This window comes from Pseudoalteromonas sp. B160, from assembly GCF_037162485.1.
GTDB classification, from domain to species: Bacteria; Pseudomonadota; Gammaproteobacteria; order Enterobacterales; family Alteromonadaceae; genus Pseudoalteromonas; species Pseudoalteromonas rhizosphaerae.
Genome location: NZ_JARLUX010000001.1, coordinates 874490 through 897455 on the forward strand (window position 1 = coordinate 874490; position 22966 = coordinate 897455).

Consider the following 22966-nt stretch of genomic DNA (forward strand, 5'->3'; position numbering starts at 1 on the left):
CTAAGCTAGTGCTATCATAGCGTCACCCGTTGCCACTGAATCACCTTCAGCAACAAGAATTTCAGCAATAGTACCGGTGTGGGTTGCACGAATTTCAGTTTCCATTTTCATCGCTTCCATGATGATCACTACATCGCCTTCATTTACCGTTTGACCCGCTTTCACCTTGATTTTAAAGATGTTACCAGCAAGTGGAGCGTTAAGTGTTTCGCCGGAAGCAACTGACGCCGATTGTGGAATATGCTCACTATCTTTAAGTGTTACTTCTTTAAGCTCACCGCCTTGTGCAACCACTACATCATAAACTTTACCATCTACTTTTACGCTGTACTGCTCTGCTTTTACTGTGTTGCTGTTACTTTTTTTATTGCTAACTGGTTGTTCTTTATTAGCAGATTCAGCACTTGGTACAGCTTCGAAAGCATCTGGGTTATTACGATTTTTAATGAATTTCAACCCAATTTGTGGGAATAATGCATACGTTAAAACGTCATCAATCTGCTCATCCGCTAAGCTTAAGCCTTGCTCTTTTGCTTCTTTTAATAACTCAGCTTGGAGTATTTCTAGTTCTGGTTGCAATAAATCAGCTGGGCGGCAAGTAATGACTTCTGCGCCATTAAGTACGCGCTCTTGTAATTCTTTATTCATCGGCGCAGGAGTTACGCCATACTCACCTTTTAGCACTCCGGCAGTTTCTTTGGTGATAGTTTTATAACGCTCGCCCGTCAATACATTTAATACTGCTTGTGTACCAACAATTTGTGATGTTGGTGTAACTAACGGTAAATAACCTAAGTCTTCACGTACACGTGGGATCTCAAGTAATACTTCATTCAATTTATCCGCAGCACCTTGCTCTTTAAGCTGGTTTTCCATATTAGTTAACATGCCACCAGGCACTTGCGCTAATAAAATACGGCCATCAACACCTTTTAAGCTGCCTTCAAACGCGGCATATTTTTTACGAACATCGCGGAAATAAGCAGCAATCTCTTCGAGTTGATTTAAATCCAGCTCAGTATCACGTTCAGTACCTTCAACAATCGATACAATCGTTTCAGTTGCGCTGTGTCCGTAAGTCATACTCATTGATGAAATTGCGGTATCAAGCATATCAATACCTGCATCAATCGCTTTTTGGTAAGTAGCAGTACTTAAACCTGTTGTGGCATGACACTGCATTGCAATTGGGATAGAGACTGTTTCTTTTAACGCTTTGATTAACTCTTCTGCATCGTATGGTTTAAGCAAACCAGCCATATCTTTAATACAAATTGAATGACAGCCTAACTCTTCAAGCTGCTTGGCAAGCGTTAACCACATATCAAGTGTATGAACCGGGCTTACTGTGTACGAAATTGTACCTTGTGCATGTGCGCCAACTTTAATCGCAGCTTTAATAGCCGTTTCAAGATTACGAACATCGTTCATCGCATCAAAAATACGAAACACATCAACACCATTTTTGTGCGCTCGCTCTACAAATTTTTCAACAACATCATCTGCATAATGACGATAGCCTAAAAGGTTTTGACCACGTAATAACATTTGCTGTTTAGTATTTGGCATAGCTTTTTTAAGAGCACGAATACGCTCCCAAGGATCTTCACCCAAATAACGAATGCATGAATCAAAAGTAGCCCCACCCCATGATTCGATCGACCAGTAACCTGCATCATCTAATTTTTGTGCAATCGGTAGCATGTCATCCAAACGCATACGCGTTGCTAATAATGATTGATGCGCGTCTCTAAGTACTAATTCTGTTAATTTTAATTTAGCCACAAGTCATCCCTTATAGTTTTTGTTTATTTTTGTACTGAGCTATGGCAGCACTTATCGCAGCGATGTGTTCACTTGGTACACCGGGTGCTTTGATCGATGGTGTGCGCGTTGGCATTACAACCGGCTGTTCAAAGCGGCTCGCTAATTTAGACATAGCGGTAATTGCTGCAATCAACAACGAAAGAAAAACGAAAACTCCCACCATCCCAGTGAGCATTAAGTTTGCTGCAGTAGCAAGTAATTGACCTATATCCATTCTGCCCCCCTGAGTATTCTTACCCACCCGAAAGATAGGTAAAAAATCACTTTATTTAAATATTTATGCAATAATCATATCAAAGAAACAGACCAAGTCCAACACTTTGTAAATTGGTAAAACCAATTAATATAAAGCTAACATATCTTCAGCAAAGTTAACACACTGCTTTTTACTATAATTTAATAGGATATAGATGATAAAAATACTGAATATAGCTATAACTTATAAGTGAAATCTAATCTGCACCTTAATAACTTACCAACCGAACTACTCAACAACTGTTAAATTAATGAAAAAGCACTCAACATGAAATTGGTCTTACCAAAAAATCATACTGAAATATTTATTTTTCAGGACGCCGAGTATAAGTTACAGATAAAGCTGTAAATAATTCCCACCTAATTCATGAAAATAAATAAAATAAACACTATCCTATTGATAATAAAGGATTTAAACACATGGCATGTAACTGGCATTATTTACTCTGAACAAATTAACAAACCAAGGAGACGACAATGTTACGCTGGACAATTACATTTTTAGTTATTGCGCTTATTGCTGCAGTGTTAGGTTTTGGTGGTATCGCAGGTGCCGCAGCAGGAATTGCTAAGATTATCTTTTTTATCTTTATTGTATTGTTAGTTATTTCACTCGTTTCAGGTGCGTTGCGCGGCAATGTCCCTAAGTGATAACAATTTATTTTAAATAACAACACATTTATTAATTTTACAAGGAATTACATTATGAAATCGACAACTATTAAAACTGCTGTGATCGCTTTATTCGCTAGTTTTTTTATCATGGGTTGTGAAGACAATCATGCAGAAGAGGCCGGTGAACGCATCGATGAAGCTGTAACCGACGTACAAAACAAAGTAGAAGACGCCTGTGAAGAAGTAAAAGAAGGCGTTAACGCTAAAGAAACTAACTGTTAATCCAGTTAGATACAAATAATAAAAAACGACTCTTTTGAGTCGTTTTTTGCATTTTAAGAGAAGTTAAAATTAAGCTCTCGCTTCTAGCATTAGTCGCTTCATGTCACGTACTGCTTTATCTAATCCATCTATGGCTGCACGCGCTATAATTGCGTGACCAATGTTTAGTTCGTAAATCTCTTTCATAGCAGCAATCGGTTTCACGTTATGATAATGAAGACCGTGGCCGGCGTTTACTATCAAACCCAAACTTGCTGCATACTTTACACCTTGATGAATATGCTCAAGTTGTTTTTGTATCTCGGTATCAGTTTGCGCATCCGCATAAGCGCCAGTATGAATTTCAACATAAGGGGCATTACAGGCTTTAGCTGCATCTAGTTGTGCTTTGTCTGCATCGATAAATAACGATACTTTAATACCGGCGTCAGTTAATTTTGCTGTCGCGGCTTTAATCTTATCTAGATTACCAACAACGTCTAAACCGCCTTCGGTGGTCAACTCTTCGCGTTTTTCTGGTACTAAGCAAACATAAGCTGGCTTAACATCTAAAGCAATATCAATCATTTCATCTGTAACCGCTATTTCAAGGTTCATTCGTGTTTGGATTGTTTTAGCCATCACATACACGTCACGATCTTGAATGTGACGACGGTCTTCACGTAAATGAATAGTGATCCCATCAGCGCCAGCATGCTCAGCAACACTCGCAGCATGTGCTGGATCTGGGTAACTTGTACCCCGAGCTTGGCGTAAGGTAGCAATATGATCAACGTTTATACCCAAAAGAATATCTTTCATTTTTTTACCTGTAAAAATAACGGTTAAAAATACCGTATTAAGATTGTTGGTGAATACCCAAACTATTTGGATATAAACAGCTCGCGACTTTTTAATGGTTTTTTGCCTAATAAAGGCTTCATTAAATGACGACTTAATTGTTTTGCCATATATAACACATCCGGCGCACTAAAGTCATGAGCTGCAATTGCATTTAACTGCGCGCCAGAAAAGCCACTGCCTTGATTTTCTTGGGCAACAAAGCCGTATTCAGCAAAGTAACTATACGTTTGCTCTGCCGAAATTGGATCGCCTGCGGCATCAAAACTAAAGTCAACGCCATAGCCTAATAATTCTAATAATTGAAATTCATAAGAACGTAATACAGCTTGTAAGTTAGGGTGCTGGTTAAGCTGTTGTAGGTGAGTTTTATACAATTGATAGGCATGATCAATTGGTTCATTAATTGGTACAATGCGGTTGGTTAGTTCATTTAGATAAAACCCACAATAAAGCTGATCCCCAACTAGTGTGGATTGCGTGCCATGTAGTTCAAATCGTTGGATATATTTCAGGTCGTGTTTACCGGTATAATTTACCAGTAAAGCTTGGAAGGGTTGTAACTGAGCTTTGTATTTTGTTGCTTGGCGACCGCTAATTCGCGCCAGCATGCGCAACTGGCCAACGCCTTCTACTAACATATCAAGCATTACTTGTGAGTCACTAAAAGGACGTCGGTGTAATAAATATGCCGTGTAGAAGTCGCTATCCATAAATATCGCTTAGGCTATTAATCTTCACCATAGCCTAAACTGCGAAGTGCTCTCTCGTCGTCAGCCCAACCTGATTTAACCTTCACCCAAAGTTCTAAAAACACTTTATTATCAAGCATTTCTTCGAGATCTTTACGGGCTTCGCGGCCAATCACTTTAAGCTTTTCGCCTTTATTACCAATAACCATACGTTTTTGCGTTTCACGCTCAACTAAAATCAAGCCATTGATATGCCAAATGCCATTTTCTTGCCATTTAAACTGCTCAATTTCAACGGTAACTGAGTAAGGAAGCTCCTCACCCATAAAGCGCATCAACTTTTCACGGATCACTTCGGCTGCCATAAAGCGCATTGAACGATCTGTTACGTAATCTTCAGGGAAGTAAAATTCACACGGTGGTAAACGCTTAGTTACTTCATCTTTGATCAGGTTGATATTTTTACCTTGAGTCGCAGATACTGGCATAATGCCAACAAAATCAAACTTTTCGCCTAACCACTTCATATGCGGTAGCACAAGGTCACGGTCTTTTACTTGATCAATTTTGTTCATCACAAGTAATACTGGTTTGCCATTTTGCTTTACTTTGTTAAGCACCATTTCATCGTCAGCATTCCAATGAGTACCTTCAACAACAAAAATAACTAGCTCAACATCACCTAATGAACTTGAAGCAGCACGGTTCATTAAACGGTTAATGGCACGCTTTTCTTCAACATGCAGGCCTGGTGTATCAACATACACGGCTTGGTGCTTACCTACAGTATGAATACCCATAATACGGTGGCGTGTGGTTTGCGGTTTACGCGAGGTAATACTTACTTTCTGCTCAATAATTTCATTAAGCAAGGTAGATTTACCAACGTTTGGGCGGCCAACAATAGCGACCATGCCACAAAAAGTATCTAAATCACGCGTGTGCGGTTGGATCAATGTATCAAGATTCATTTTTAAGTATCTTCAACGCTTTTTCAGCGGCTTTTTGTTCAGCTTTACGACGAGAACTGCCAACTGAGATGATGCTATCCATACCTTCAACAATACATTCAACCGTGAACGTTTGATTGTGTGCCTGACCTTTAGTATCTACTACAGTATAGCCTGGCAAAGGTAATTTGCGGGCTTGTAAGTATTCTTGTAGTAATGTTTTAGGATCTTTTTGGTTTAAACCTGGCGAAATGGCATCAAGGCGAGATTCGTACCACGCCAAAATCAAGTCTCCACAAACATCAATGCCAGCATCTAAAAATACCGCACCAATAATTGCTTCAACCGCATCAGCTAAAGTTGATTCACGTCTAAAACCACCACTTTTAAGTTCACCCGCCCTAAGCGTAAGTAATCACCTAGGCCAAACTCTAAACCAAATTCAGCTAAGGTTTGTCCACGCACAAGCGTTGAACGCATGCGGCTAAGATCGCCTTCACGCGCTTTGGGGAACTTACTATATAAAGCATTGGCAATGACAAAGCTTAAAATGGAATCGCCCAAAAACTCTAAGCGTTCATTGTGTTGTCCTTTATGGCTGCGATGGGTCATCGCCTGCTCAAGCAATACTTGATCAATAAAGGTATACCCTATTTTGCTATATAACTCTGTTACATTTTTTTCATTGTTACTGAATATTACCTAGGCGTTCAAAACGAACACCAGTTGGAACCCAGCCTGGTAAAATGTCATCTGGGCCATTCTCAAATTCAAAACTCATCCATATAAAGACAGCTTTACCCACCAAGTTTTCTTTTGGCACAAAGCCCCATACGCGACTATCTTGGCTGTTATCGCGGTTATCACCCATCATAAAATAATGATCAGCCGGCACTACCCATTCATCAGAACGTGTACCTGGTTGTTGATAGTAACGCCCTTTCATTTCCAGCGCTTCAGGGTTAATTAAAATATTATGTTTTAGCGTAGTCAAATTTTCATCTAACCGGACTAAATCCATAGAGCCTTGCTTAAATTCATCGCGATTAATGATCTCCATATCAATTTTATTAAATTCATTACACAATAAGTCACCTTGCTGTGTTTGTCCTTGCTCGCAATTTGGCTGAATGTATAAACGCTTATCGCGGTAAACGATTTTATCACCCGGTAAACCAATCGCACGTTTAATATAATCAATACGTTCGTCTAATGGGTATTTAAATACCACAATATCACCACGTTCAGGCTCTGCAACATCAACTAATTGAGTGCGCCAAACAGGGTCTTTCACGCCATACGAATATTTCTGTACTAAGATAAAATCGCCAACTAATAGTGTCGGCATCATTGAACCTGATGGTATTTGAAACGGCTCGAATATAAACGATCTAAAAATCGTAATAGCCGCAATCATCGGAAAAATTGATTTTGCCGTTTCAGTAATCGTCGGTTCTGGCGCAATTAATGCTGCAGTTTCTTCATCAAGCTCGCCGCCAGCAGAGCTTTGCGCAAGATCTAAGCGTTGCTGCCTTTTTGGTGCAAACATAAAATGGTCAATTAACCAAATTAAGCCTGAGCCTAGAGTTAACAAAACTAAAAATATTGAAAAATAACCTGCCATGCATTAAATCCTTTATCTTACGTAATTTGGTTAAGAAACTTACTTACCAACTTTAAGAATCGCTAAAAATGCTTCTTGAGGCACTTCAACATTGCCTAGTTGCTTCATACGTTTTTTACCATCTTTTTGCTTTTGAAGTAGCTTTTTCTTACGACTCACGTCGCCACCATAACACTTCGCAATTACGTTTTTACGTAATTGCTTAACAGTGGTACGAGCAATAACATGCGCGCCAATTGCCGCTTGAATTGCTATATCAAACATTTGACGAGGGATAAGTTCTTTCAACGCATCAGCTAATTGACGACCACGCGATTGCGCGCTGTCTCTGTGAACAATAATCGCAAGCGCATCAACGCGCTCACCATTGATTAATATATCAACGCGCACCATGTCTGATGTTTGAAAGTGCTTAAAGTTATAATCCAGCGAGGCAAAACCACGACTGGTTGACTTTAACTTATCGAAAAAGTCCATCACCACTTCAGCCATTGGCAGTTCATAAGTAACAGCGACTTGCTTACCGTGATAGTTCATCTTAGTTTGCATACCACGCTTTTCAATACAAAGCGTAATAACGCTACCTAAGTACTCTTGTGGTACAAGAATATTAGCTTCAACAACGGGCTCACGAATTTCTAAAATATCGTTTACAGCAGGTAAATCAGATGGGTTATCAATCTGAATCGTACCCTCTTTGGTTACAACTTCATAAATTACCGTTGGTGCGGTGGTAATTAAGTCAATATCATATTCACGCTCTAAACGCTCTTGAATGATTTCCATGTGCAACATGCCCAAGAAACCACAGCGAAAGCCAAAGCCAAGTGCTGTTGAATTTTCTGGTTCGAAGAATAACGACGCATCATTTAAGCTAAGTTTATTAAGCGCATCACGGAAAGATTCATACTCATCCGAGGCAATTGGAAACATACCGGCATAAACTTGTGGTTTAATTTTTTGAAAGCTCGGTAAGCGCTCAGGTGCTGCATTTTTTTGATGGGTAATAGTGTCACCTACTGGCGCACCATGTATTTCTTTAATACCCGCAATAACAAAACCTACCTCACCAGTTCTTAAAATACCGGTGTTGGTTTGCTTTGGTGTAAAAACACCAACCTGATCTGCAGTGTGTATATGCTCGTTCGACATAATTTTTATCTTGTCGCCCGTTCTTAATTCACCGTGCTTAATACGCACCAGCGATACAACACCTTGATACGGGTCAAACCATGAGTCAATGATAAGCGCCTGTAGCGGTTTGTCTTTATCACCCACTGGTGGCGGTACGTCCTTAACAATCATTTCAAGAACTTCGGCAATACCCACACCTGTTTTAGCGCTACATTGCACGGCATCTAGGGCATCGATACCAATAATATCTTCAATTTCTTCGGCTACACGAAGTGGATCAGCTTGTGGTAAATCGATTTTGTTTAATACCGGAATTACTTCTAAATTCATTTCGATGGCAGTGTAACAATTCGCTAGAGTTTGCGCTTCAACACCTTGACCGGCATCAACAACTAATAATGCACCTTCACACGCTGCCAGCGAGCGCGATACTTCATAAGTAAAGTCAACGTGTCCCGGGGTGTCGATAAAGTTAAGTTGGTAAGTTTCACCGTCGTTGGCTTTATAATTTAGAGTTACACTTTGCGCTTTAATGGTGATACCACGCTCGCGCTCAATATCCATTGAATCCAATACTTGCTTTTGCATTTCGCGGTCTGTTAAACCACCACAAACTTGGATCAAACGATCTGAAAGGGTCGATTTACCGTGGTCAATATGGGCGATGATCGAAAAATTACGGATATGCTTCATAAACTGGATTCTAAACTTCTATTTTAATGGACTGAGTGTATAAAGCCGCAATTTTACATTTAATTGGCTTCAATCACCATCTATTTGAGTTAAAGGGAGGCTAATTGGGTGAATTTTTATTACTTTAACATCATGCTTTAGGCTTTTCACTCGGCTTTTAGCAATGCCAAAGCCAGTAAAACCACCACCTATAGCGGCAATGATTTGCAACCATTCAGGCACAGAAAAAACCTCAGCAGCCACTAACGCAAATACCAGACTTAATACCAAAGGCAACATATACACTGCAAAAGCATGCTTTACCATGTGGCTATCATCCAGTGCTAGGGTTACTTTTTGCCCAACCACAACAGGGATTTCAAAGCGATAGGGGAAGGTTTTTTTAGCAGTGCCAAATAACTTACTAAATATTTGAGAACCACAACGGCCGTTGCACCCTTCACAGGCTTGCTTTTGTTGGGCTTCTAAATGCGCAGTGGCGCCTTGAATCGACACCACTGTAAGGGTTTGTTCTATCATTATCAGCTTATATTACAAGGGTCTTGCAACCGATTCAGCAATTGCTTTTGCAGTCATTGCTGGAATATTCCCCACCACTGACACATCAAAACTACCGCTATTATGCACATATACTGTCGTGGCACCGGATGACAATGCACCGCTTGGCCTGCGACCAGGTAATGGTCTTTGTACAAACACTGAAATTTCGACAAAACCATCTGAGTATAAATAATAATCCGTCAGTTCATTGTTCAAATCAAGCTTATGACGGTCTGATTTTAACAAACTAAACCCCTCCGGTAACCAGCCTATTTGCCAATTATTACTTTCTGTACTTGCTTCTTGTTGAGTAATTGCCGCTGCTGGTAATGGCGTTGGAAACTTACGATTTAGCATTTCAAGTAATAACGCAGCGGGCTCTTCGGTTACACTAATATGAGTTAACTGTAGTTGTTCTAACATCTCACCGGCATGATTAACATAAGCAGATTTTAGTAATAGCGATGACTCTGCATCAAGCCACAGCCAATAATTAAACTTATATTCGTCTTTTGATTCGATACGCACAAGCTGGGCAGCACGTCCTGCAATACGGCCTTTACCACCGAGCACAAAATCGTAATGTTGGCTTAAACGCTCAACATCTTTGAATAACACTTCTGGGATTGGGCCTGCTATAGAATCAGTATCTATTGAATAAGGTTCAGACTGTGGCTCAAAATAAGTAACTTGATCATCAATACGAACCATTTCAAGGCCTGCGCCATTGAGTAAGCTCAAATGCTCGAGTTCTGTATTACCTTGTTTTGCATGCAACCAACGATATGGTTCCATTGTCTTCCCTTTGACGACCACAAATGATGCGTCAAAGTTACGATTATGAACGGCGTCAGCCATTTTGAGCAGAAGCTCTTTTGCGGGGTTTTCGTCGTCAGCAAAGGCTGGAGCCATTAATACCAACGACAAAATAAAAGTAATTACTTTCATTTAATTAGTTTTTTCCTCTTCGGCTTGCGCCTCAGTGTGAGCTTTTTCTAATGAATATGCAACTCGTGCTTGGCGTTGATGTTCTAATACTAACGCGCCAATACGCTGTTGCTGTAACTCACGCAAACCTTGCTCTGCATTTTGTAAAGCGGGTTCTGACGAATAGCTAACTGGTGATGCCATTCCTGTTACTGGTGTTGTTTGTAACATCGGAATTTCATTGCTAGGTGAGTTTTCACCTTGTGGCAATGTTTGTACACCAACAATTGCAAACATGGCAACACTTGCTGCAATTGCAAGTTGTGCAACTGGTTTGCGCCAGTTAAACGCCACTACGTTATCGGTGCCCGTGGCAGCCAATAGTGCAGGTTGTGACGCAGATTGTGTGAAATCAGCATAAACTGGTTCACTTTCCAGCGCTTGCGCAACACTATCGCTTATATCAAAGACGAAAGCATCTTCTGACTCAGCACGCATTACGTCACCTATTAGCGCATAACGTCCTAAGGTTGCCGCATCTTGCTGGGCAATAACCTCATCAGTTAATGATTGTTCGCCGTCAAGTAATGCGGATAGATGCTGATTATCCAACTTGTTAACGTGTGCTTTTGTCATATTAAGACTCGCCTATTAATGGGTTTAATTTGTTATCTATTGCTTCACGGGCACGGAAAATACGCGAACGCACCGTCCCGACTGGGCAATCCATCACCACGGCTATTTCTTCATAGCTCATCCCTTCGATTTCTCGTAGAGTGATCGCGGTTTTAAGATCTTCAGGCAAACTATCAATGGTGTTAAAAATCACTGCGCGAACTTCTTCGCTTAGTAGCAAGTTTTCAGGGGATGCATTTGAACGCATTGCATCAGACCCTTCATAAAACTCTGCATCGTCAGCATCTATATCATTTGCTGGCGGTTTGCGGCCCTGAGCCACTAAGTAATTTTTAGCACAATTAACGGCGATACGGTATAACCAAGTATAAAAGGCACTGTCCCCTCTAAAGTTTGGAAGTGCGCGGTATGCTTTAATAAAAGCTTCTTGAGCAACATCAGCAATATCGCCTTGATTTGATACATAACGTGAAATCAAACCGGCTATTTTGTTCTGATACTTCTTTACTAAAAGATTGAAGGCATTTTTATCGCCCTGCTGGACCCTTTTACTAGCGCTAAATCCAAATCCTGCTCGCTCATTCGAGCCGGTACTCCTCTGTCTGATTATTGCTTGTCATTCATATCCTGCCATTGTTTACAAATACTCTGACTGCTGCATGAATGAAAAGTTCTGTTTAATATTATTTTTTTATAAAATAGCATATAAATATGTTGGCGAAAGTTGAAAATCACTAATAGTGTCGCGCCAAATATGATACATATACGCCTATCATAATATTATTATTTGCTCATTACTGTTTATACATTAGTATCTGGGCATTGTAACCGCAAAGACCACGGACATGAACCAAAATAAACACCATATCACGGATGTCGCTATTATTGGCAGCGGCGCAGCTGGCCTCTCATTAGCATTATCTTTAGCTAATCACTGTAAAGTTACCGTGATCAGTAAAGGTGAATTGACGGAAGGTTCCACACTTTATGCACAAGGCGGCATTGCTGCCGTGTTTGATAAAAAGAATGACAGCATTGAATCTCACGTACAAGACACCTTAGATGCCGGTGGTGGTTTATGTGACAAAGCCGCCGTGCAATACACCGCTAGTAATGCCCATGATTGCTTGCAATGGCTAATCGAGCAAGGCGTGCCTTTTGATATGGAGTTTGATAGCAAAGGCAAAGAGCGCTTTCATTTAACCCGTGAAGGCGGCCATAGCCATCGTCGAATTTTGCACGCTGCAGATGCTACCGGCCGAGCAGTGCAAACAACGCTAATAAGCCAAGTACAAGCGCACCCAGAAATCACCTTATTAGAACAATACAACGCAATAGATTTAATTGGTGATAAAAAATTAGGCCAAAACGGTAAACATATCCATGGCGTATATATGTGGAACCGAGCGGCAAAGAAAGTCGAAACAATTTCAGCTAAGTTTGTAGCCTTAGCAACCGGTGGTGCCAGTAAAGTATACCTTTACACATCCAACCCTGATGTATCCAGTGGTGATGGTATCGCCATGGCTTGGCGGGCAGGTTGTAGAGTAGCTAATATGGAATTTAACCAATTCCACCCGACCAGTTTATATCACCCAGAGCTACAAAACTTTCTGATCACCGAAGCGATGCGCGGTGAAGGTGCTTATTTAAAGCGCCCTGACGGCACACGATTCATGAAAGACTTTGACGAGCGTGAAGAGCTCGCACCACGCGATATTGTTGCCCGCGCTATCGATTTTGAGATGAAGCGCCTAGGTGCTAACTGTGTGTATTTAGATATCAGTCATAAAGATAAAGACTTTATTATTGAGCATTTCCCGACCATTTATGCAAAATGCTTAAGTGTCGGGCTCGATATCACTAAAGATCCAATTCCAGTGGTTCCTGCGGCACATTATACCTGTGGTGGAGTAATGACTGACTTTAACGGCAAGACCGATCTAGATAACTTATATGCGGTAGGCGAAGTCGCTTATACGGGGCTACATGGCGCTAATCGCATGGCCAGTAATTCATTACTAGAGTGCATTGTGTTCGCGCACGCCGCAGCAAAAGATATTTTAGCAAAAATACAACATAGTCCAGCATTAAAAGTGCTGCCGATGTGGGATGAAAGCCGCGTAACTAACTCAGATGAAGAAGTGGTGATCACCCATAATTGGCATGAACTAAGACTATTTATGTGGGACTATGTTGGCATTGTGCGTTCAACTAAACGCCTAGAACGTGCGTTACACCGAGTTGAATTACTACAGCAAGAAATTCGTGATTATTATGCAAACTTCCGCGTTTCGAATAACTTGCTTGAACTGCGTAATTTAGTGCAAGTAGCAGAGCTTATAATTCGCAGTGCAATGGAGCGAAAAGAAAGCAGAGGCTTGCATTATACGATTGACTACCCACAGTTAAATGATAATCCAACGCCCACTATTTTAACTCCGCTTGCTCATGACGAGCAGCCAAAGTAAGACGTTTCAAGCGCACAAAACTCAGTTCATCAACCCCGCTGGCATTAATAATCAGCCAGTGGGAGCTTGCAAAGCCATTAATATATAACCAAACACTGCTTTGATAAACACGGCTTTTGTTACTGATATGGCCATTTATTTTTAGCGTATTATTTTCAAAACGACATTGCGTAGAATCTAATATAAAAACGCCTTGCTGAGGATGGGATTTTTTATACCAGTGCCAACTCACATAGCCAAAAACAGTACTACTGGCGACACAAATAAATTGCGCTAATATGCTAGTTAAAAATAAGCTATAACACACTGCGAACAAGCTAAAGTAGACCACAAAAGGCCTGTGGTCTGGAACATTATTAGTAACCCTAAACCTATACACGAACTCGGTCTAAAATCAGTTGTACCATCTGTTTAAGCTCAGGATCTTTACATTCTTGATGGCCCATAAACCACGCAAATAGATCGGGATCATCCGCTTCTAGCAAACGTTGAAGAACAGCTTGCTGCTGTACAGATAACGAATCAAATGCCTCATCTACAAATGGCATAAATAACACATCTAGTTCTAACATGCCGCGGCGACAAGCCCAGCGGATACGCGCTTTATTGTGAATTTCAGTCATTTTTTACCTCGTACTAAGTTACTTAGCAGTTTAACAAATTGCACCTGAATAAACAGCTATTTATGCATCTATACCAGCAGCGCTAACTACGGTATTATACGCGCCTACATTTATTGTAAAGCAGGTTTTTATGTCAACAGTACACGCATGCCCTTTATCACATCAGCTGATCCGCATTAGCGGTGTTGATAAACTCGCCTACCTTCATGGCCAAATTACCCAAGATATTAATAAGCTCAACCAAACCAACTTCTTATGGGCTGGGCACTGTAATGCCAAAGGTAAATTATGGAGTGTAGCAAAGTTATTTGCTTATCAGGATAGTTACTATTTAGCAGCATCAGCGGTTGAAACCACTCAATCTTTAACGGAATTAAAAAAGTATGCGGTGTTTTCAAAAGTTGAAATACAAGCTGCTACCAGCAAGTTAATTGGTTTAATCGGTGATGATCTAGCTACAACCTTAAATGCGTTGAACATTCATTTTAATGAGCAAGATAGCGCTTGCGATTTTAGTCATGGTAAAGCACTAAAATTAGCAAAAAACCGCATTTTACTGATGGTTAATGATGAATTTTCACTGCCTGATGAGGTTATCGCCCTTGAAAACGACGCGCTGTGGCACCAACATAGTATTTTAGCGGGTGAGCCTGAGCTCAATGAAGCGGCACTCGGTGAATACGTACCACAAATGGTTAACCTGCAAGCAATCGGTGGAGTAAGCTTTCGTAAAGGCTGTTACACAGGCCAAGAAACCGTTGCCCGCATGAAATACCTTGGTAAAAATAAACGCGCTATGTATATCGTATCAGGGCACAGCGATGGAGAATTAGCAGAGCCAGAGCTTGAAACCCAAATGGGTGAAAACTGGCGTCGTGCTGGCAAATTAATAAGCCAAGCCTACAATCAACAAAGTAAAACCTTATTTGGCCTTGTTGTGTTGCCAAACGACAGTGAACCTAGTCAGTTACTGCGTGCAAAACATGCCCCAACGGTAGAGCTATCAATCCTTCCTCTACCCTACTCTCTCGAAGACGAATAAATAGGAGTGACTATGATCGTTGCAACAAATAAAGTGGTAAAAATGCATTATTCAGTCATGGATAATGACAAAAACTCTATCGATAACTCATTTGATGGTGAGCCACTAATCTTTATCGTTGGTACCGGTTACTTAATTCAAGGCCTCGAAGATGCCCTACAAGGTAAAAAAGCGGGCGACACACTCAGTGTTACTGTGCCACCAGAGCAAGGTTATGGCGAACGCCATGATGATCTGATGCAAGCAGTACCAAAGTCGATGTTTGAAGGTATGGAAATTGAAGTTGGTATGCAATTTCGTGCCTCAACAGATGACGGCGATCAATCTGTAATGATCATTGATATTCAAGAAGAAGATGTAATTGTTGATGGTAATAACCCACTCGCTGGCATCACTTTAAACTTTGATGTAGAAATACTTGAAGTGCGTGATGCAACAGCAGACGAACTAGAGCATGGCCATGTTCATGGTGATGGCGGCTGTGGTCACGATCACTAATATCGACTTAAACCGACAATAAAAAAAGCGCTACTGCGCTTTTTTTATATCTATAATTTAATCAAACGAGTGTAGGCTCTGCTATTGGCTCGCTTATCTTACCCGCCAACGCTGCCAGTAAACCATCTTGGTCGTTAGTTCCCAAGCGATATTGGCTACCATCTTTTAAAGTTAGCTGTACTGCGCTAAATCCTGACACTGTGTATACCCAACCATCATGGGTAATACGTAAGCCAATACCATGACGAAAAGAATTTTCTACTGCTTTAGCTTCAATAATATCCACTAGCTGCAACTTATCACCAAACACACCAGGACCAAAACCCCAGCTAATTTGGCTGTCATCAACTTTAATGGTTAAACCATGGAACAAAAAACCCACCAGCACTAAAATCGCTGCAAATACCATTAACGGCATATCGGCACCAATTAAATACCAAGCTAAACCAACAAAGCTGGCAATCCAGCTTAGAATAACAAAAATGAACAGTGCAAATTGCTTATGCTGATACATAACACTCTCTAAAATATTAAAAACTATAAACTAATGTCGCACTTAGTTCTGAATCAAACTTTAACTTGTCGTCTTCCGGCTTAGAATTATAACGATATAAATAAGTAAACTTTAATGATATAGCACCCATCACTTGGCTGATCAATGATGTTTCTGACTTTAATCGTGAGTTTAATCCTGACAATGATTGCTCAATACTTAAATCTTGATTGAAACGTGTTCGAGTCGAGACAGTTCGCTCCCACTGCAGTGCTAAACGTAATAAATAGCCGGTTTTGGTTTTGTCTTGCTCATCTTCAAGCTCAGCATCATCTTGCGCCACCGAGCGGTATAAACCAGGCCCTATATCAAAATCAACTTGGTTTTTTACCCCTTGATACAAACGGTTACCATAACCTGCCGCAAGCGTACTTTTAAACTCAAGACCACTGAATTCATCTTCTTCATAATCACCATACATAAAGAATGAGGCGTTTTTTTCCCCAACTTTATAGTTGCCCTGCGCAGAGAAAAATATACGGTTTGCCGAGACTTCATCATTACCAGTAGCATCGTTACGATCACGTTTATATAAACTATCTATTTTGAATTGATTACGCCATTTATCAAGGTCTTGATATAAGTTACCTTTGAACTTAAAACTGGTCGAGTTAGTATTACCGCGACTAACAATAAGTCCAAATTCAGTATCGCCGTATAATAGTTCGCCTTGATGGATTTTATGGATCTCTTCATCTGAGAGTTGACCATACTCATGAAAGTCTTCAAAAGGATCAACTGCCCAGACTTTAAAGCTAAGCAGGCAGCCCAACAACAGCAGTAACCTAATCACTGTTCGCTCACTGTGTTGATATTTAAAACAAGGCTGTTTTCACTAAGATACTGCATCTAGATTATTCGCTATCTTTCCATAATATATGACAAAACGGCGCATCTTTATCACGGCTAATCAAAATTTTAGCAAATAGAATATCTTGATTATCGAATTCAAGTCCCACTAACACCTGAATAAATAATTCTGGCTCTATTTCTAATGCAACAAAATCTTGCCATTGATCATCAGGCTCGCCTTCTTCAATAAAGCCAAGCTCTTCTCGATGCTGGTTAAAATCATCAACATCTTGCTCACTAAGGTTATCTGGGGCTAACTCTAAAAAGATATCGTAAGCTTGATGCGTTACTTCTTCTTCACTGTATAAACGGGGTCCTGTCATTGCCATAAACCTTTCATGATGCTAATGCCAGATATAGTATCAAACCTCAGCAAATTTTTGACAAAAAAAGCCAGGTTTCCCTGACTTTTTTTATACAAAGCTTATTTTACGCTTATGAAGTCGCTGTACCCTTTATTTTTTCGCGCATTGACTGCACCAAACTATAAAATAACGGCACCAACAAAGTACCCAATATAGTCGCTGCTAACATGCCGGCTAGCACAGTGACACCCAGCGATACACGGCTTCCCGCTCCAGCGCCAGTTGCAAATACTAACGGTAATACACCTAATACAAATGAAAGAGCCGTCATTAATACCGCACGAAACCTCATTTTAGCTGCACTAAGAGCCGCATCAAAAATACTCTTACCTGCAAGGCGTTCTTCCATCGCAAATTCTACAATCAAAATTGCAGTTTTGGTCGACATACCGATAAGCAGTACTAACCCCACTTGCGCATAAATATTATTTTCTATACCCAAAACGTATAACGCTAACATTGCACCAAACATTGCCAGTGGAATCGCTGCTATAACTGAAAAAGGGATCGTCCAACTTTCATATTGTGCAACCAAGAACAAGTAAACAAATAGAACGGCCAAAGCAAATAGCAACGGTGCCATATTGCCAGCTTCAATTTCTTGTTTAGATTGCCCTGCCCATTCAAATACATAGCCATTAGGTAACTGCTTAGCTAGCTCTTCCATGGCAGCTATTGCATCACCACTTGAGAACCCCGCAGCTGCTTGACCACTAATACTCGCACTACGATATAAATTGAAGTGCTTGAGGGTTGTTGGCCCAAGAATTGGTTCAAGTTTAGCAAGTGTCGTTAATGGCACCATGTCGCCTTCATTGTTACGCACAAAATAATGCTGCAAGTCTGAGGGATTTTTACGGAACTCACTCTCAGCTTGCATGATTACTTTGTAAGTACGGCTAAACTGATTGAAATCGTTAATATATAATGAACCGAGCTGGGCTTGCAGCGTTAAGAATATGTCACTTAATGCAACCCCTTGAGCTTTAGCTTTATTGCGATCTATCTCTAAAAAGTACTGCGGTACATTTGCTCTAAAAGTACTGTACACATTACTCAAGCTTGGATGTTGGTTCGCTTCATATACCAGCCCATTAAGTACTTGTGCCAACTCAATAGGATCTCGGCCTTCACTGTCTTGCAGACGAAACTCAAAACCAGCGCTATTACCCAAACCAGGAATTGGCGGCGGGTTAAATACCATTATCTGCGCATCAGGCATAGCCCACATTTTTCCCATCAAACGACCAATCACTGACTTTAAGCCAAGTTCAGTACTAGTGCGTTCTTCCCAGTCTTTTAAAATAACAATACCTAAAGCATTATTTGAACCCGCCCCGCCAATCAAAGAAAAACCGGATACAGCAATAAAATCGGTTGCAGCTGGTTCTTGTTTAATAATATCACCTATTTTATGCATCACATCAACAGTGCGTCCCGAAGCCGCCGCATCTGGTAATTGCACATCTACAAATACAAAGCCTTGGTCTTCGGCTGGGACAAAGCCTGTTGGAACGCTTTTAGCAAGCCAACCTGCCGCTACAAAAATAACTAAGGCAAAAATAGCCATTCTCGCTGAGCGTTTTAGAATAAAGTGGATAATTTTAGAATAGATGGAGGTTGATTTAACAATGCCTTTTTCAACTGGCGCCAGCCATTTTATCGGTTTCATTGACTTTTCAGTTAACAATAAGGCACATAAAGCTGGGCTTAGGGTTAATGCGTTAACGGACGAAATTAATACCGCAAACGAAATCGTTACAGAAAACTGCTTATAAAGCTCCCCAGTAATACCTGGCATGAAGCCTACTGGCACAAATACAGCTAATAAAACTAGGGTGGTCGCAATTATAGGCCCGGTTACTTGCTCCATCGCTTTAGTGACAGCCTCTTTAATCGGCAGCTTTTCTTCTTTGAGGATCCGCTCAACATTCTCAATTACAATAATTGCATCATCTACCACAATACCGATCGCTAGCACTAAACCAAATAAGGTGATTAAGTTAATTGAGTAACCCATAGCCATCATAAAAGCAAACGTGCCCACCAACGATACTGGAATGGCAATAGTTGGAATAAGTGTCGCGCGCCAATTTTGTAAAAACAAAAACACCACTAAAACAACCAGGCCAACAGCTTGAAATAATGTAACAATCACTTCTTCGATTGAGCGATTAATAAACTCTGTCGTATCGTATGGTATTGAGTATTCAACACCATCTGGTAATTGCTTAGCAAGCTCTGCCATGGTGGCTTTAACATCACTTGCCACTTGCGTTGCATTGGCATCTGTTAATTGGTAAATAACTATAAAAGCAGTATCTTGCTGGTTTAACTTAGCTGTAGTGCTGTAATCTGCTGAGCCAAGTTCGATGCGGGCAATATCAGTTAAACGTACAAAGTTACCATCTTGATTAGCACGAATAATTGTTTGGCCAAATTCATCTGGAGTTTTTAAACGCCCTTTAGCCTGAATTGAATATTCAAACTGCTGACTTGGTGAGCTCGGTGCCGCACCTAACTTACCAGCTGCAACTATAGTGTTCTGCTCTTGTAATGCCGCCCTAACTTCGCCTACTGTCAGCCCTAACGCCGCCATTTTATCTGGGCGTAACCACAATCGCATTGAGTAGGTTTTCTCACCCATAACTTCAGCCGATGCCACGCCTTTAATTCGGCCCAGCGGTTCAGTTAAGTAGTTTGTTGCATAGTTACTTAAAAAAATGGCATCAATGTTTGCTTGGCTAGAATACAAGTTAATACCCAATAACATTGAACTGGATTTTTTCTTAACCGATACACCTTGGCGGGTTACTTCGCTGGGTAACCCTAGTTCAGCTAAGGCAACACGGTTTTGCACATTTACTTGAGCAATATCAGTATCCGTGCCCACCTTAAAGTATACCGTAATCGTAGCCGTGCCATTATTACTGGAGCTGGACTCGATATACATCATATCTTTGACACCATTGACTTGCTCTTCAATGGGCCTGACCACTGACTCTTCCACTATTTGCGCACTGGCACCTGGGTAAACTGCGGTGATCTGTATTTGCGGTGGAGTAATCTCGGGATACATATTAACTGGCAGCAAACCCATGGAAATCAAACCCGCTAGCGTAATCACTATCGAAATGACTAGGGCAAATTTAGGCCGCGCGATAAACGTTTTACTTATCATGTGCGTTTCCTTTAGTTTGCAGCGTCTGGTTGGCTAGAAATTGTACCTGTGGTGTGATCGACCTTTTTTTCGACTGGTTTAACTTCGACCCCTTGACGTACTTTTTGTAAACCTTCAACAATCACTTGCTCACCTTCTTCAAGACCCGATTTAACGACCCACATCGCATTGATACGCCGTCCTAATTGCACAATACGCGTTGCAACTTTATTATCTTCACCCACTACTAATACAAATTTACCTTGTTGATTTTCTTGTACTGCAGCTTGAGGAATAAGTGCTTGTAATTGCTTATCTTTACTTTCAACAATTAAGGTGACAAACAAGCCTGGCATTATAATGTTCTGTGGATTAGCGAATGTAGCTCTTAATTCAACAGTGCCAGTACTGCGATCAATTTTCGTATCGGCAAAATCTAACTGCCCTTTTGATCCCAAGTCCGAGTTATTTGGCAAACGCAGGGATAAATCTATTGGTACATTTTGAGGGTTATTAGCACTATCTTGATGTTTTTGACGATAACTAATGTAATCGCCTTCTTCGACCTGGAAATTAACATAAATTGGATCCACATCAGTCAATTCCGCCAATTCATTTGAGGAAGGGCTAACAATGTTGCCTACGTCATAATTAACCTTACCGATACGCCCTGCAAACGGCGCTTTTATCTCGGTGTAACTTAGATTTAATTTTGCTTTTTCAAGGCTGGCCTTTGCAGAAATAACAGCAGCAGCGGCTTGCTCATATTTAGTGGTTAATTTATCTAAATCAGATTGTGAAATAAACCCTTGTGCAGCAACTTCTTTACCGCGTTTTAAATCACGAGACGCACCATCTTCACCAGCAAGTTTACTTTTTAAGTCTGCTTCAATTTCAGCAACAGAGGATTGGTATTCACTTGGGTCAATTCTTAGTAATAACTGTCCTTTTTCAACAAATGAGCCTTCATCAAAATGACGTTCAATTAATTCCCCCTCAACACGAGCGCGAATTTTTACTTCCTGATGAGCTTCCGTGCGAGCAACAAACTCTCGATAATTCCCCACCTCTTGGGTAACAACATTAAATACTGAAACCGCGGGAGGTGGAGCGACTTGTTTGGTAGCGTTATCATCTGAACAACCAGCTAAAAAAGCGATTAATGTTGTACCAACTACCCCTTTGATCGCTAATGACATGTAAGTTCCTAAAATGCTAGGCGTGAACCTTTTTAGCATGGTTTATCTCCTTGGTAGCTGCGCAACTACCTTTATGTATGTATTTAAATTATCCTTAAACGTCAAGTTACGTTCAGAGGCTATTATTGGCTGATTATATAACAAGCCACTCGATTAAAAATATAGACCAATTTGTAATCATTTGTATCTCAAGTTAATAATAACTGACTCTAAAACAGCTTGTTTTTCAAAAAAGCCACGCTTTACATCAATTCAATTAACTCGTAAGCTAAACTGAAACAGGTCAGAGGAGTTGACATGATTAACTTTGAAACACAACAGGCAATCGCCTTCGTTACATTATCCCGAAAAGATAAACAAAATGCGTTGAATTTTGTCATGTTCAAACAGCTGACAAGTATTATTAAAAAAATTAAAAAAGACCCGACTATCCGCGCTGTCGTTATTCAAGGTGATGGTGAGCATTTTTGTGCTGGACTGGATGTTGCTGCCGTTATGAAAAGTCCCATAAATATTGCCAAGTTGCTATTTAAATGGTTGCTTGGGTAACTGTAATTTAGCGCAGCAAGTTGTGCTGGGTTGGCAATCACTAAGTGTGCCGGTATTCGCAGTCGTCCAAGGTAATTGCTTTGGTGGTGGCCTGCAAATAGCTCTTGGGGCTGATTATCGGATTGTGCACCCAGATGCTAAATTAGCCATTATGGAAGCGCGCTGGGGACTATGCCCTGATATGGGTGCAAATGTTGTACTACCTAGCTTACTAAAACGTGACGATGCCATGTGGCTTGCCAGTCATGCAGATCCTATTAGTGCTGATAAAGCGCTGCAATTAGGGTTAATAACCGAAGTAAATGCGGATCCAAAACAACGCTGTTTAGCAATGATCAATACCTTATTAGCTCGCTCACCGGATACTTTAGCGGCAATAAAACGCGTTACTCAACAAAGTTTTAACACTCCAAGAAGACAAATTTTAGCAAAAGAAACCATTAGCCAAATTCGTCTGCTTATTAACAGCAATACAAAAAAGGCCATTGCAAAAGCCAAAGGCGCCGATAACATTGAGTATCAAAATAGTAAACGTTGGTAACAAATTCACTTAATATCAACGCTAAGCAATAAGTCGCATAGTTTTCAACAAGCAAATATGATGAAGTATAATACGACCTGTAGTGAGTAAATAATCAA

At 40.6% G+C, this 22966-nt stretch carries 22 protein-coding genes and 3 pseudogenes; 6 read left to right on the plus strand and 19 right to left on the minus strand.

What is annotated here, in order from left to right:
• Both oadA and P4S61_RS04040 read right to left on the minus strand, forming a co-directional pair.
• Positions 1 to 1785 (minus strand): sodium-extruding oxaloacetate decarboxylase subunit alpha, encoded by a 1785-nt coding sequence (gene oadA / locus P4S61_RS04035; RefSeq protein WP_182731880.1) that lies wholly within the window; start codon positions 1783 to 1785, stop codon positions 1 to 3.
• Positions 1786 to 1795: 10 nt separating this feature from the next.
• Complete coding sequence (locus tag P4S61_RS04040; protein ID WP_182731879.1) at positions 1796 to 2041, minus strand: OadG family protein; 246 nt, start codon at positions 2039 to 2041, stop codon at positions 1796 to 1798.
• Between the two features lie 518 nt (positions 2042 to 2559).
• Here P4S61_RS04040 and P4S61_RS04045 point away from each other — a divergent pair.
• Positions 2560 to 2733 (plus strand): DUF1328 family protein, encoded by a 174-nt coding sequence (locus P4S61_RS04045; protein WP_145237585.1) that lies wholly within the window; start codon positions 2560 to 2562, stop codon positions 2731 to 2733.
• Between the two features lie 54 nt (positions 2734 to 2787).
• Positions 2788 to 2979 (plus strand): hypothetical protein, encoded by a 192-nt coding sequence (locus P4S61_RS04050; protein WP_149980895.1) that lies wholly within the window; start codon positions 2788 to 2790, stop codon positions 2977 to 2979.
• A 69-nt stretch (positions 2980 to 3048) separates the two neighbouring features.
• Here P4S61_RS04050 and pdxJ read toward each other — a convergent pair whose 3' ends face one another.
• The 10 genes and pseudogenes from pdxJ to rpoE form a co-directional block, all read right to left on the minus strand.
• Positions 3049 to 3780 (minus strand): pyridoxine 5'-phosphate synthase, encoded by a 732-nt coding sequence (pdxJ, locus tag P4S61_RS04055; protein WP_182758784.1) that lies wholly within the window; start codon positions 3778 to 3780, stop codon positions 3049 to 3051.
• 62 nt (positions 3781 to 3842) lie between these two features.
• The gene (gene recO / locus P4S61_RS04060) at positions 3843 to 4532 is read right to left on the minus strand and encodes a DNA repair protein RecO (RefSeq protein WP_145237591.1); all 690 of its coding nucleotides are present in this window, start codon (positions 4530 to 4532) and stop codon (positions 3843 to 3845) included.
• Between the two features lie 17 nt (positions 4533 to 4549).
• On the minus strand, positions 4550 to 5482 hold the full coding sequence (gene era, locus P4S61_RS04065) for a GTPase Era (protein ID WP_145237593.1): 933 nt from the start codon (positions 5480 to 5482) through the stop codon (positions 4550 to 4552).
• A pseudogene (gene rnc, locus P4S61_RS04070) lies at positions 5472 to 6160 on the minus strand (ribonuclease III). Before rnc ends, era begins: the two are co-directional and overlap by 11 nt.
• Positions 6150 to 7085 carry a signal peptidase I gene (gene lepB, locus P4S61_RS04075; protein WP_182758783.1) on the minus strand — a complete coding sequence of 312 codons (936 nt, stop codon included), beginning with the start codon at positions 7083 to 7085 and terminating at the stop codon, positions 6150 to 6152. The pseudogene rnc and the gene lepB overlap by 11 nt, the downstream one beginning before the upstream one ends.
• A 39-nt stretch (positions 7086 to 7124) precedes the next feature.
• Positions 7125 to 8912, minus strand: coding sequence for a translation elongation factor 4 (gene lepA / locus P4S61_RS04080; protein ID WP_337117815.1), 1788 nt, complete (start codon positions 8910 to 8912; stop codon positions 7125 to 7127).
• 69 nt (positions 8913 to 8981) lie between these two features.
• The gene (locus P4S61_RS04085) at positions 8982 to 9431 is read right to left on the minus strand and encodes a SoxR reducing system RseC family protein (RefSeq protein WP_182731875.1); all 450 of its coding nucleotides are present in this window, start codon (positions 9429 to 9431) and stop codon (positions 8982 to 8984) included.
• Between the two features lie 12 nt (positions 9432 to 9443).
• Positions 9444 to 10400 (minus strand): MucB/RseB C-terminal domain-containing protein, encoded by a 957-nt coding sequence (locus tag P4S61_RS04090; RefSeq protein ID WP_145237603.1) that lies wholly within the window; start codon positions 10398 to 10400, stop codon positions 9444 to 9446.
• Positions 10401 to 11015 (minus strand): sigma-E factor negative regulatory protein, encoded by a 615-nt coding sequence (locus tag P4S61_RS04095; RefSeq protein WP_337117816.1) that lies wholly within the window; start codon positions 11013 to 11015, stop codon positions 10401 to 10403. It abuts the gene before it with no gap.
• A 1-nt stretch (position 11016) separates the two neighbouring features.
• Positions 11017 to 11597 (minus strand): annotated as a pseudogene (rpoE, locus tag P4S61_RS04100) (RNA polymerase sigma factor RpoE).
• Between the two features lie 263 nt (positions 11598 to 11860).
• Between rpoE and nadB the strand changes: the two are divergent.
• Positions 11861 to 13486 carry an L-aspartate oxidase gene (gene nadB, locus P4S61_RS04105; RefSeq protein ID WP_145237612.1) on the plus strand — a complete coding sequence of 542 codons (1626 nt, stop codon included), beginning with the start codon at positions 11861 to 11863 and terminating at the stop codon, positions 13484 to 13486.
• Here nadB and P4S61_RS04110 read toward each other — a convergent pair.
• Together P4S61_RS04110 and P4S61_RS04115 are read right to left on the minus strand one after the other, a co-directional pair.
• Entirely contained in the window at positions 13446 to 13817 is a 372-nt protein-coding gene (locus tag P4S61_RS04110) for a hypothetical protein (protein WP_246175499.1), read from the minus strand. The two genes, nadB and P4S61_RS04110, sit on opposite strands and share 41 nt — an antisense overlap.
• A 40-nt stretch (positions 13818 to 13857) precedes the next feature.
• Positions 13858 to 14109, minus strand: coding sequence for an FAD assembly factor SdhE (locus P4S61_RS04115; RefSeq protein WP_054205400.1), 252 nt, complete (start codon positions 14107 to 14109; stop codon positions 13858 to 13860).
• A gap of 130 nt (positions 14110 to 14239) precedes the next feature.
• Here P4S61_RS04115 and ygfZ point away from each other — a divergent pair, with 130 nt between their 5' ends.
• Both ygfZ and P4S61_RS04125 read left to right on the plus strand, forming a co-directional pair.
• Entirely contained in the window at positions 14240 to 15151 is a 912-nt protein-coding gene (gene ygfZ / locus P4S61_RS04120; protein WP_182819699.1) for a tRNA-modifying protein YgfZ, read from the plus strand.
• Positions 15152 to 15163: 12 nt separating this feature from the next.
• Positions 15164 to 15649, plus strand: a complete 486-nt coding sequence (locus P4S61_RS04125) for an FKBP-type peptidyl-prolyl cis-trans isomerase (RefSeq protein ID WP_145237619.1) — start codon at positions 15164 to 15166, stop codon at positions 15647 to 15649.
• Between the two features lie 61 nt (positions 15650 to 15710).
• Here the strand turns inward: P4S61_RS04125 and P4S61_RS04130 are convergent, their stop codons facing one another.
• The 5 genes from P4S61_RS04130 to P4S61_RS04150 all read right to left on the minus strand — a co-directional run bounded on the left by P4S61_RS04130 (position 15711) and on the right by P4S61_RS04150 (position 21778).
• On the minus strand, positions 15711 to 16163 hold the full coding sequence (locus P4S61_RS04130; RefSeq protein ID WP_145237622.1) for a hypothetical protein: 453 nt from the start codon (positions 16161 to 16163) through the stop codon (positions 15711 to 15713).
• A 16-nt stretch (positions 16164 to 16179) separates the two neighbouring features.
• Positions 16180 to 16995 carry a DUF481 domain-containing protein gene (locus P4S61_RS04135; RefSeq protein WP_337117818.1) on the minus strand — a complete coding sequence of 272 codons (816 nt, stop codon included), beginning with the start codon at positions 16993 to 16995 and terminating at the stop codon, positions 16180 to 16182.
• Positions 16996 to 17056: 61 nt separating this feature from the next.
• Positions 17057 to 17377 carry an HI1450 family dsDNA-mimic protein gene (locus P4S61_RS04140; protein ID WP_145237630.1) on the minus strand — a complete coding sequence of 107 codons (321 nt, stop codon included), beginning with the start codon at positions 17375 to 17377 and terminating at the stop codon, positions 17057 to 17059.
• A 112-nt stretch (positions 17378 to 17489) separates the two neighbouring features.
• Positions 17490 to 20600, minus strand: coding sequence for an efflux RND transporter permease subunit (locus P4S61_RS04145; protein ID WP_337117820.1), 3111 nt, complete (start codon positions 20598 to 20600; stop codon positions 17490 to 17492).
• Between the two features lie 11 nt (positions 20601 to 20611).
• The gene (locus tag P4S61_RS04150) at positions 20612 to 21778 is read right to left on the minus strand and encodes an efflux RND transporter periplasmic adaptor subunit (RefSeq protein ID WP_182731872.1); all 1167 of its coding nucleotides are present in this window, start codon (positions 21776 to 21778) and stop codon (positions 20612 to 20614) included.
• 297 nt (positions 21779 to 22075) lie between these two features.
• Here P4S61_RS04150 and P4S61_RS04155 point away from each other — a divergent pair.
• Positions 22076 to 22868, plus strand: a pseudogene (locus P4S61_RS04155) (crotonase/enoyl-CoA hydratase family protein).
• Positions 22869 to 22966 lie beyond the last annotated feature (98 nt).

Excerpts from the sequence above, each read along its gene's own strand:
- P4S61_RS04040 (WP_182731879.1), bottom strand. The coding sequence starts at position 2,041 with ATGGATATAGGTCAATTACTTGCTACTGCAGCAAACTTAATGCTCACT.
- P4S61_RS04045 (WP_145237585.1), top strand. The coding sequence starts at position 2,560 with ATGTTACGCTGGACAATTACATTTTTAGTTATTGCGCTTATTGCTGCA.
- P4S61_RS04050 (WP_149980895.1), top strand. The coding sequence starts at position 2,788 with ATGAAATCGACAACTATTAAAACTGCTGTGATCGCTTTATTCGCTAGT.
- pdxJ (WP_182758784.1), bottom strand. The coding sequence starts at position 3,780 with ATGAAAGATATTCTTTTGGGTATAAACGTTGATCATATTGCTACCTTA.
- recO (WP_145237591.1), bottom strand. The coding sequence starts at position 4,532 with ATGGATAGCGACTTCTACACGGCATATTTATTACACCGACGTCCTTTT.
- era (WP_145237593.1), bottom strand. The coding sequence starts at position 5,482 with ATGAATCTTGATACATTGATCCAACCGCACACGCGTGATTTAGATACT.
- lepB (WP_182758783.1), bottom strand. The coding sequence starts at position 7,085 with ATGGCAGGTTATTTTTCAATATTTTTAGTTTTGTTAACTCTAGGCTCA.
- lepA (WP_337117815.1), bottom strand. The coding sequence starts at position 8,912 with ATGAAGCATATCCGTAATTTTTCGATCATCGCCCATATTGACCACGGT.
- P4S61_RS04085 (WP_182731875.1), bottom strand. The coding sequence starts at position 9,431 with ATGATAGAACAAACCCTTACAGTGGTGTCGATTCAAGGCGCCACTGCG.
- P4S61_RS04090 (WP_145237603.1), bottom strand. The coding sequence starts at position 10,400 with ATGAAAGTAATTACTTTTATTTTGTCGTTGGTATTAATGGCTCCAGCC.
- P4S61_RS04095 (WP_337117816.1), bottom strand. The coding sequence starts at position 11,015 with ATGACAAAAGCACACGTTAACAAGTTGGATAATCAGCATCTATCCGCA.
- nadB (WP_145237612.1), top strand. The coding sequence starts at position 11,861 with ATGAACCAAAATAAACACCATATCACGGATGTCGCTATTATTGGCAGC.
- P4S61_RS04115 (WP_054205400.1), bottom strand. The coding sequence starts at position 14,109 with ATGACTGAAATTCACAATAAAGCGCGTATCCGCTGGGCTTGTCGCCGC.
- ygfZ (WP_182819699.1), top strand. The coding sequence starts at position 14,240 with ATGTCAACAGTACACGCATGCCCTTTATCACATCAGCTGATCCGCATT.
- P4S61_RS04125 (WP_145237619.1), top strand. The coding sequence starts at position 15,164 with ATGATCGTTGCAACAAATAAAGTGGTAAAAATGCATTATTCAGTCATG.
- P4S61_RS04130 (WP_145237622.1), bottom strand. The coding sequence starts at position 16,163 with ATGTATCAGCATAAGCAATTTGCACTGTTCATTTTTGTTATTCTAAGC.
- P4S61_RS04140 (WP_145237630.1), bottom strand. The coding sequence starts at position 17,377 with ATGACAGGACCCCGTTTATACAGTGAAGAAGAAGTAACGCATCAAGCT.
- P4S61_RS04145 (WP_337117820.1), bottom strand. The coding sequence starts at position 20,600 with ATGATAAGTAAAACGTTTATCGCGCGGCCTAAATTTGCCCTAGTCATT.
- P4S61_RS04150 (WP_182731872.1), bottom strand. The coding sequence starts at position 21,778 with ATGTCATTAGCGATCAAAGGGGTAGTTGGTACAACATTAATCGCTTTT.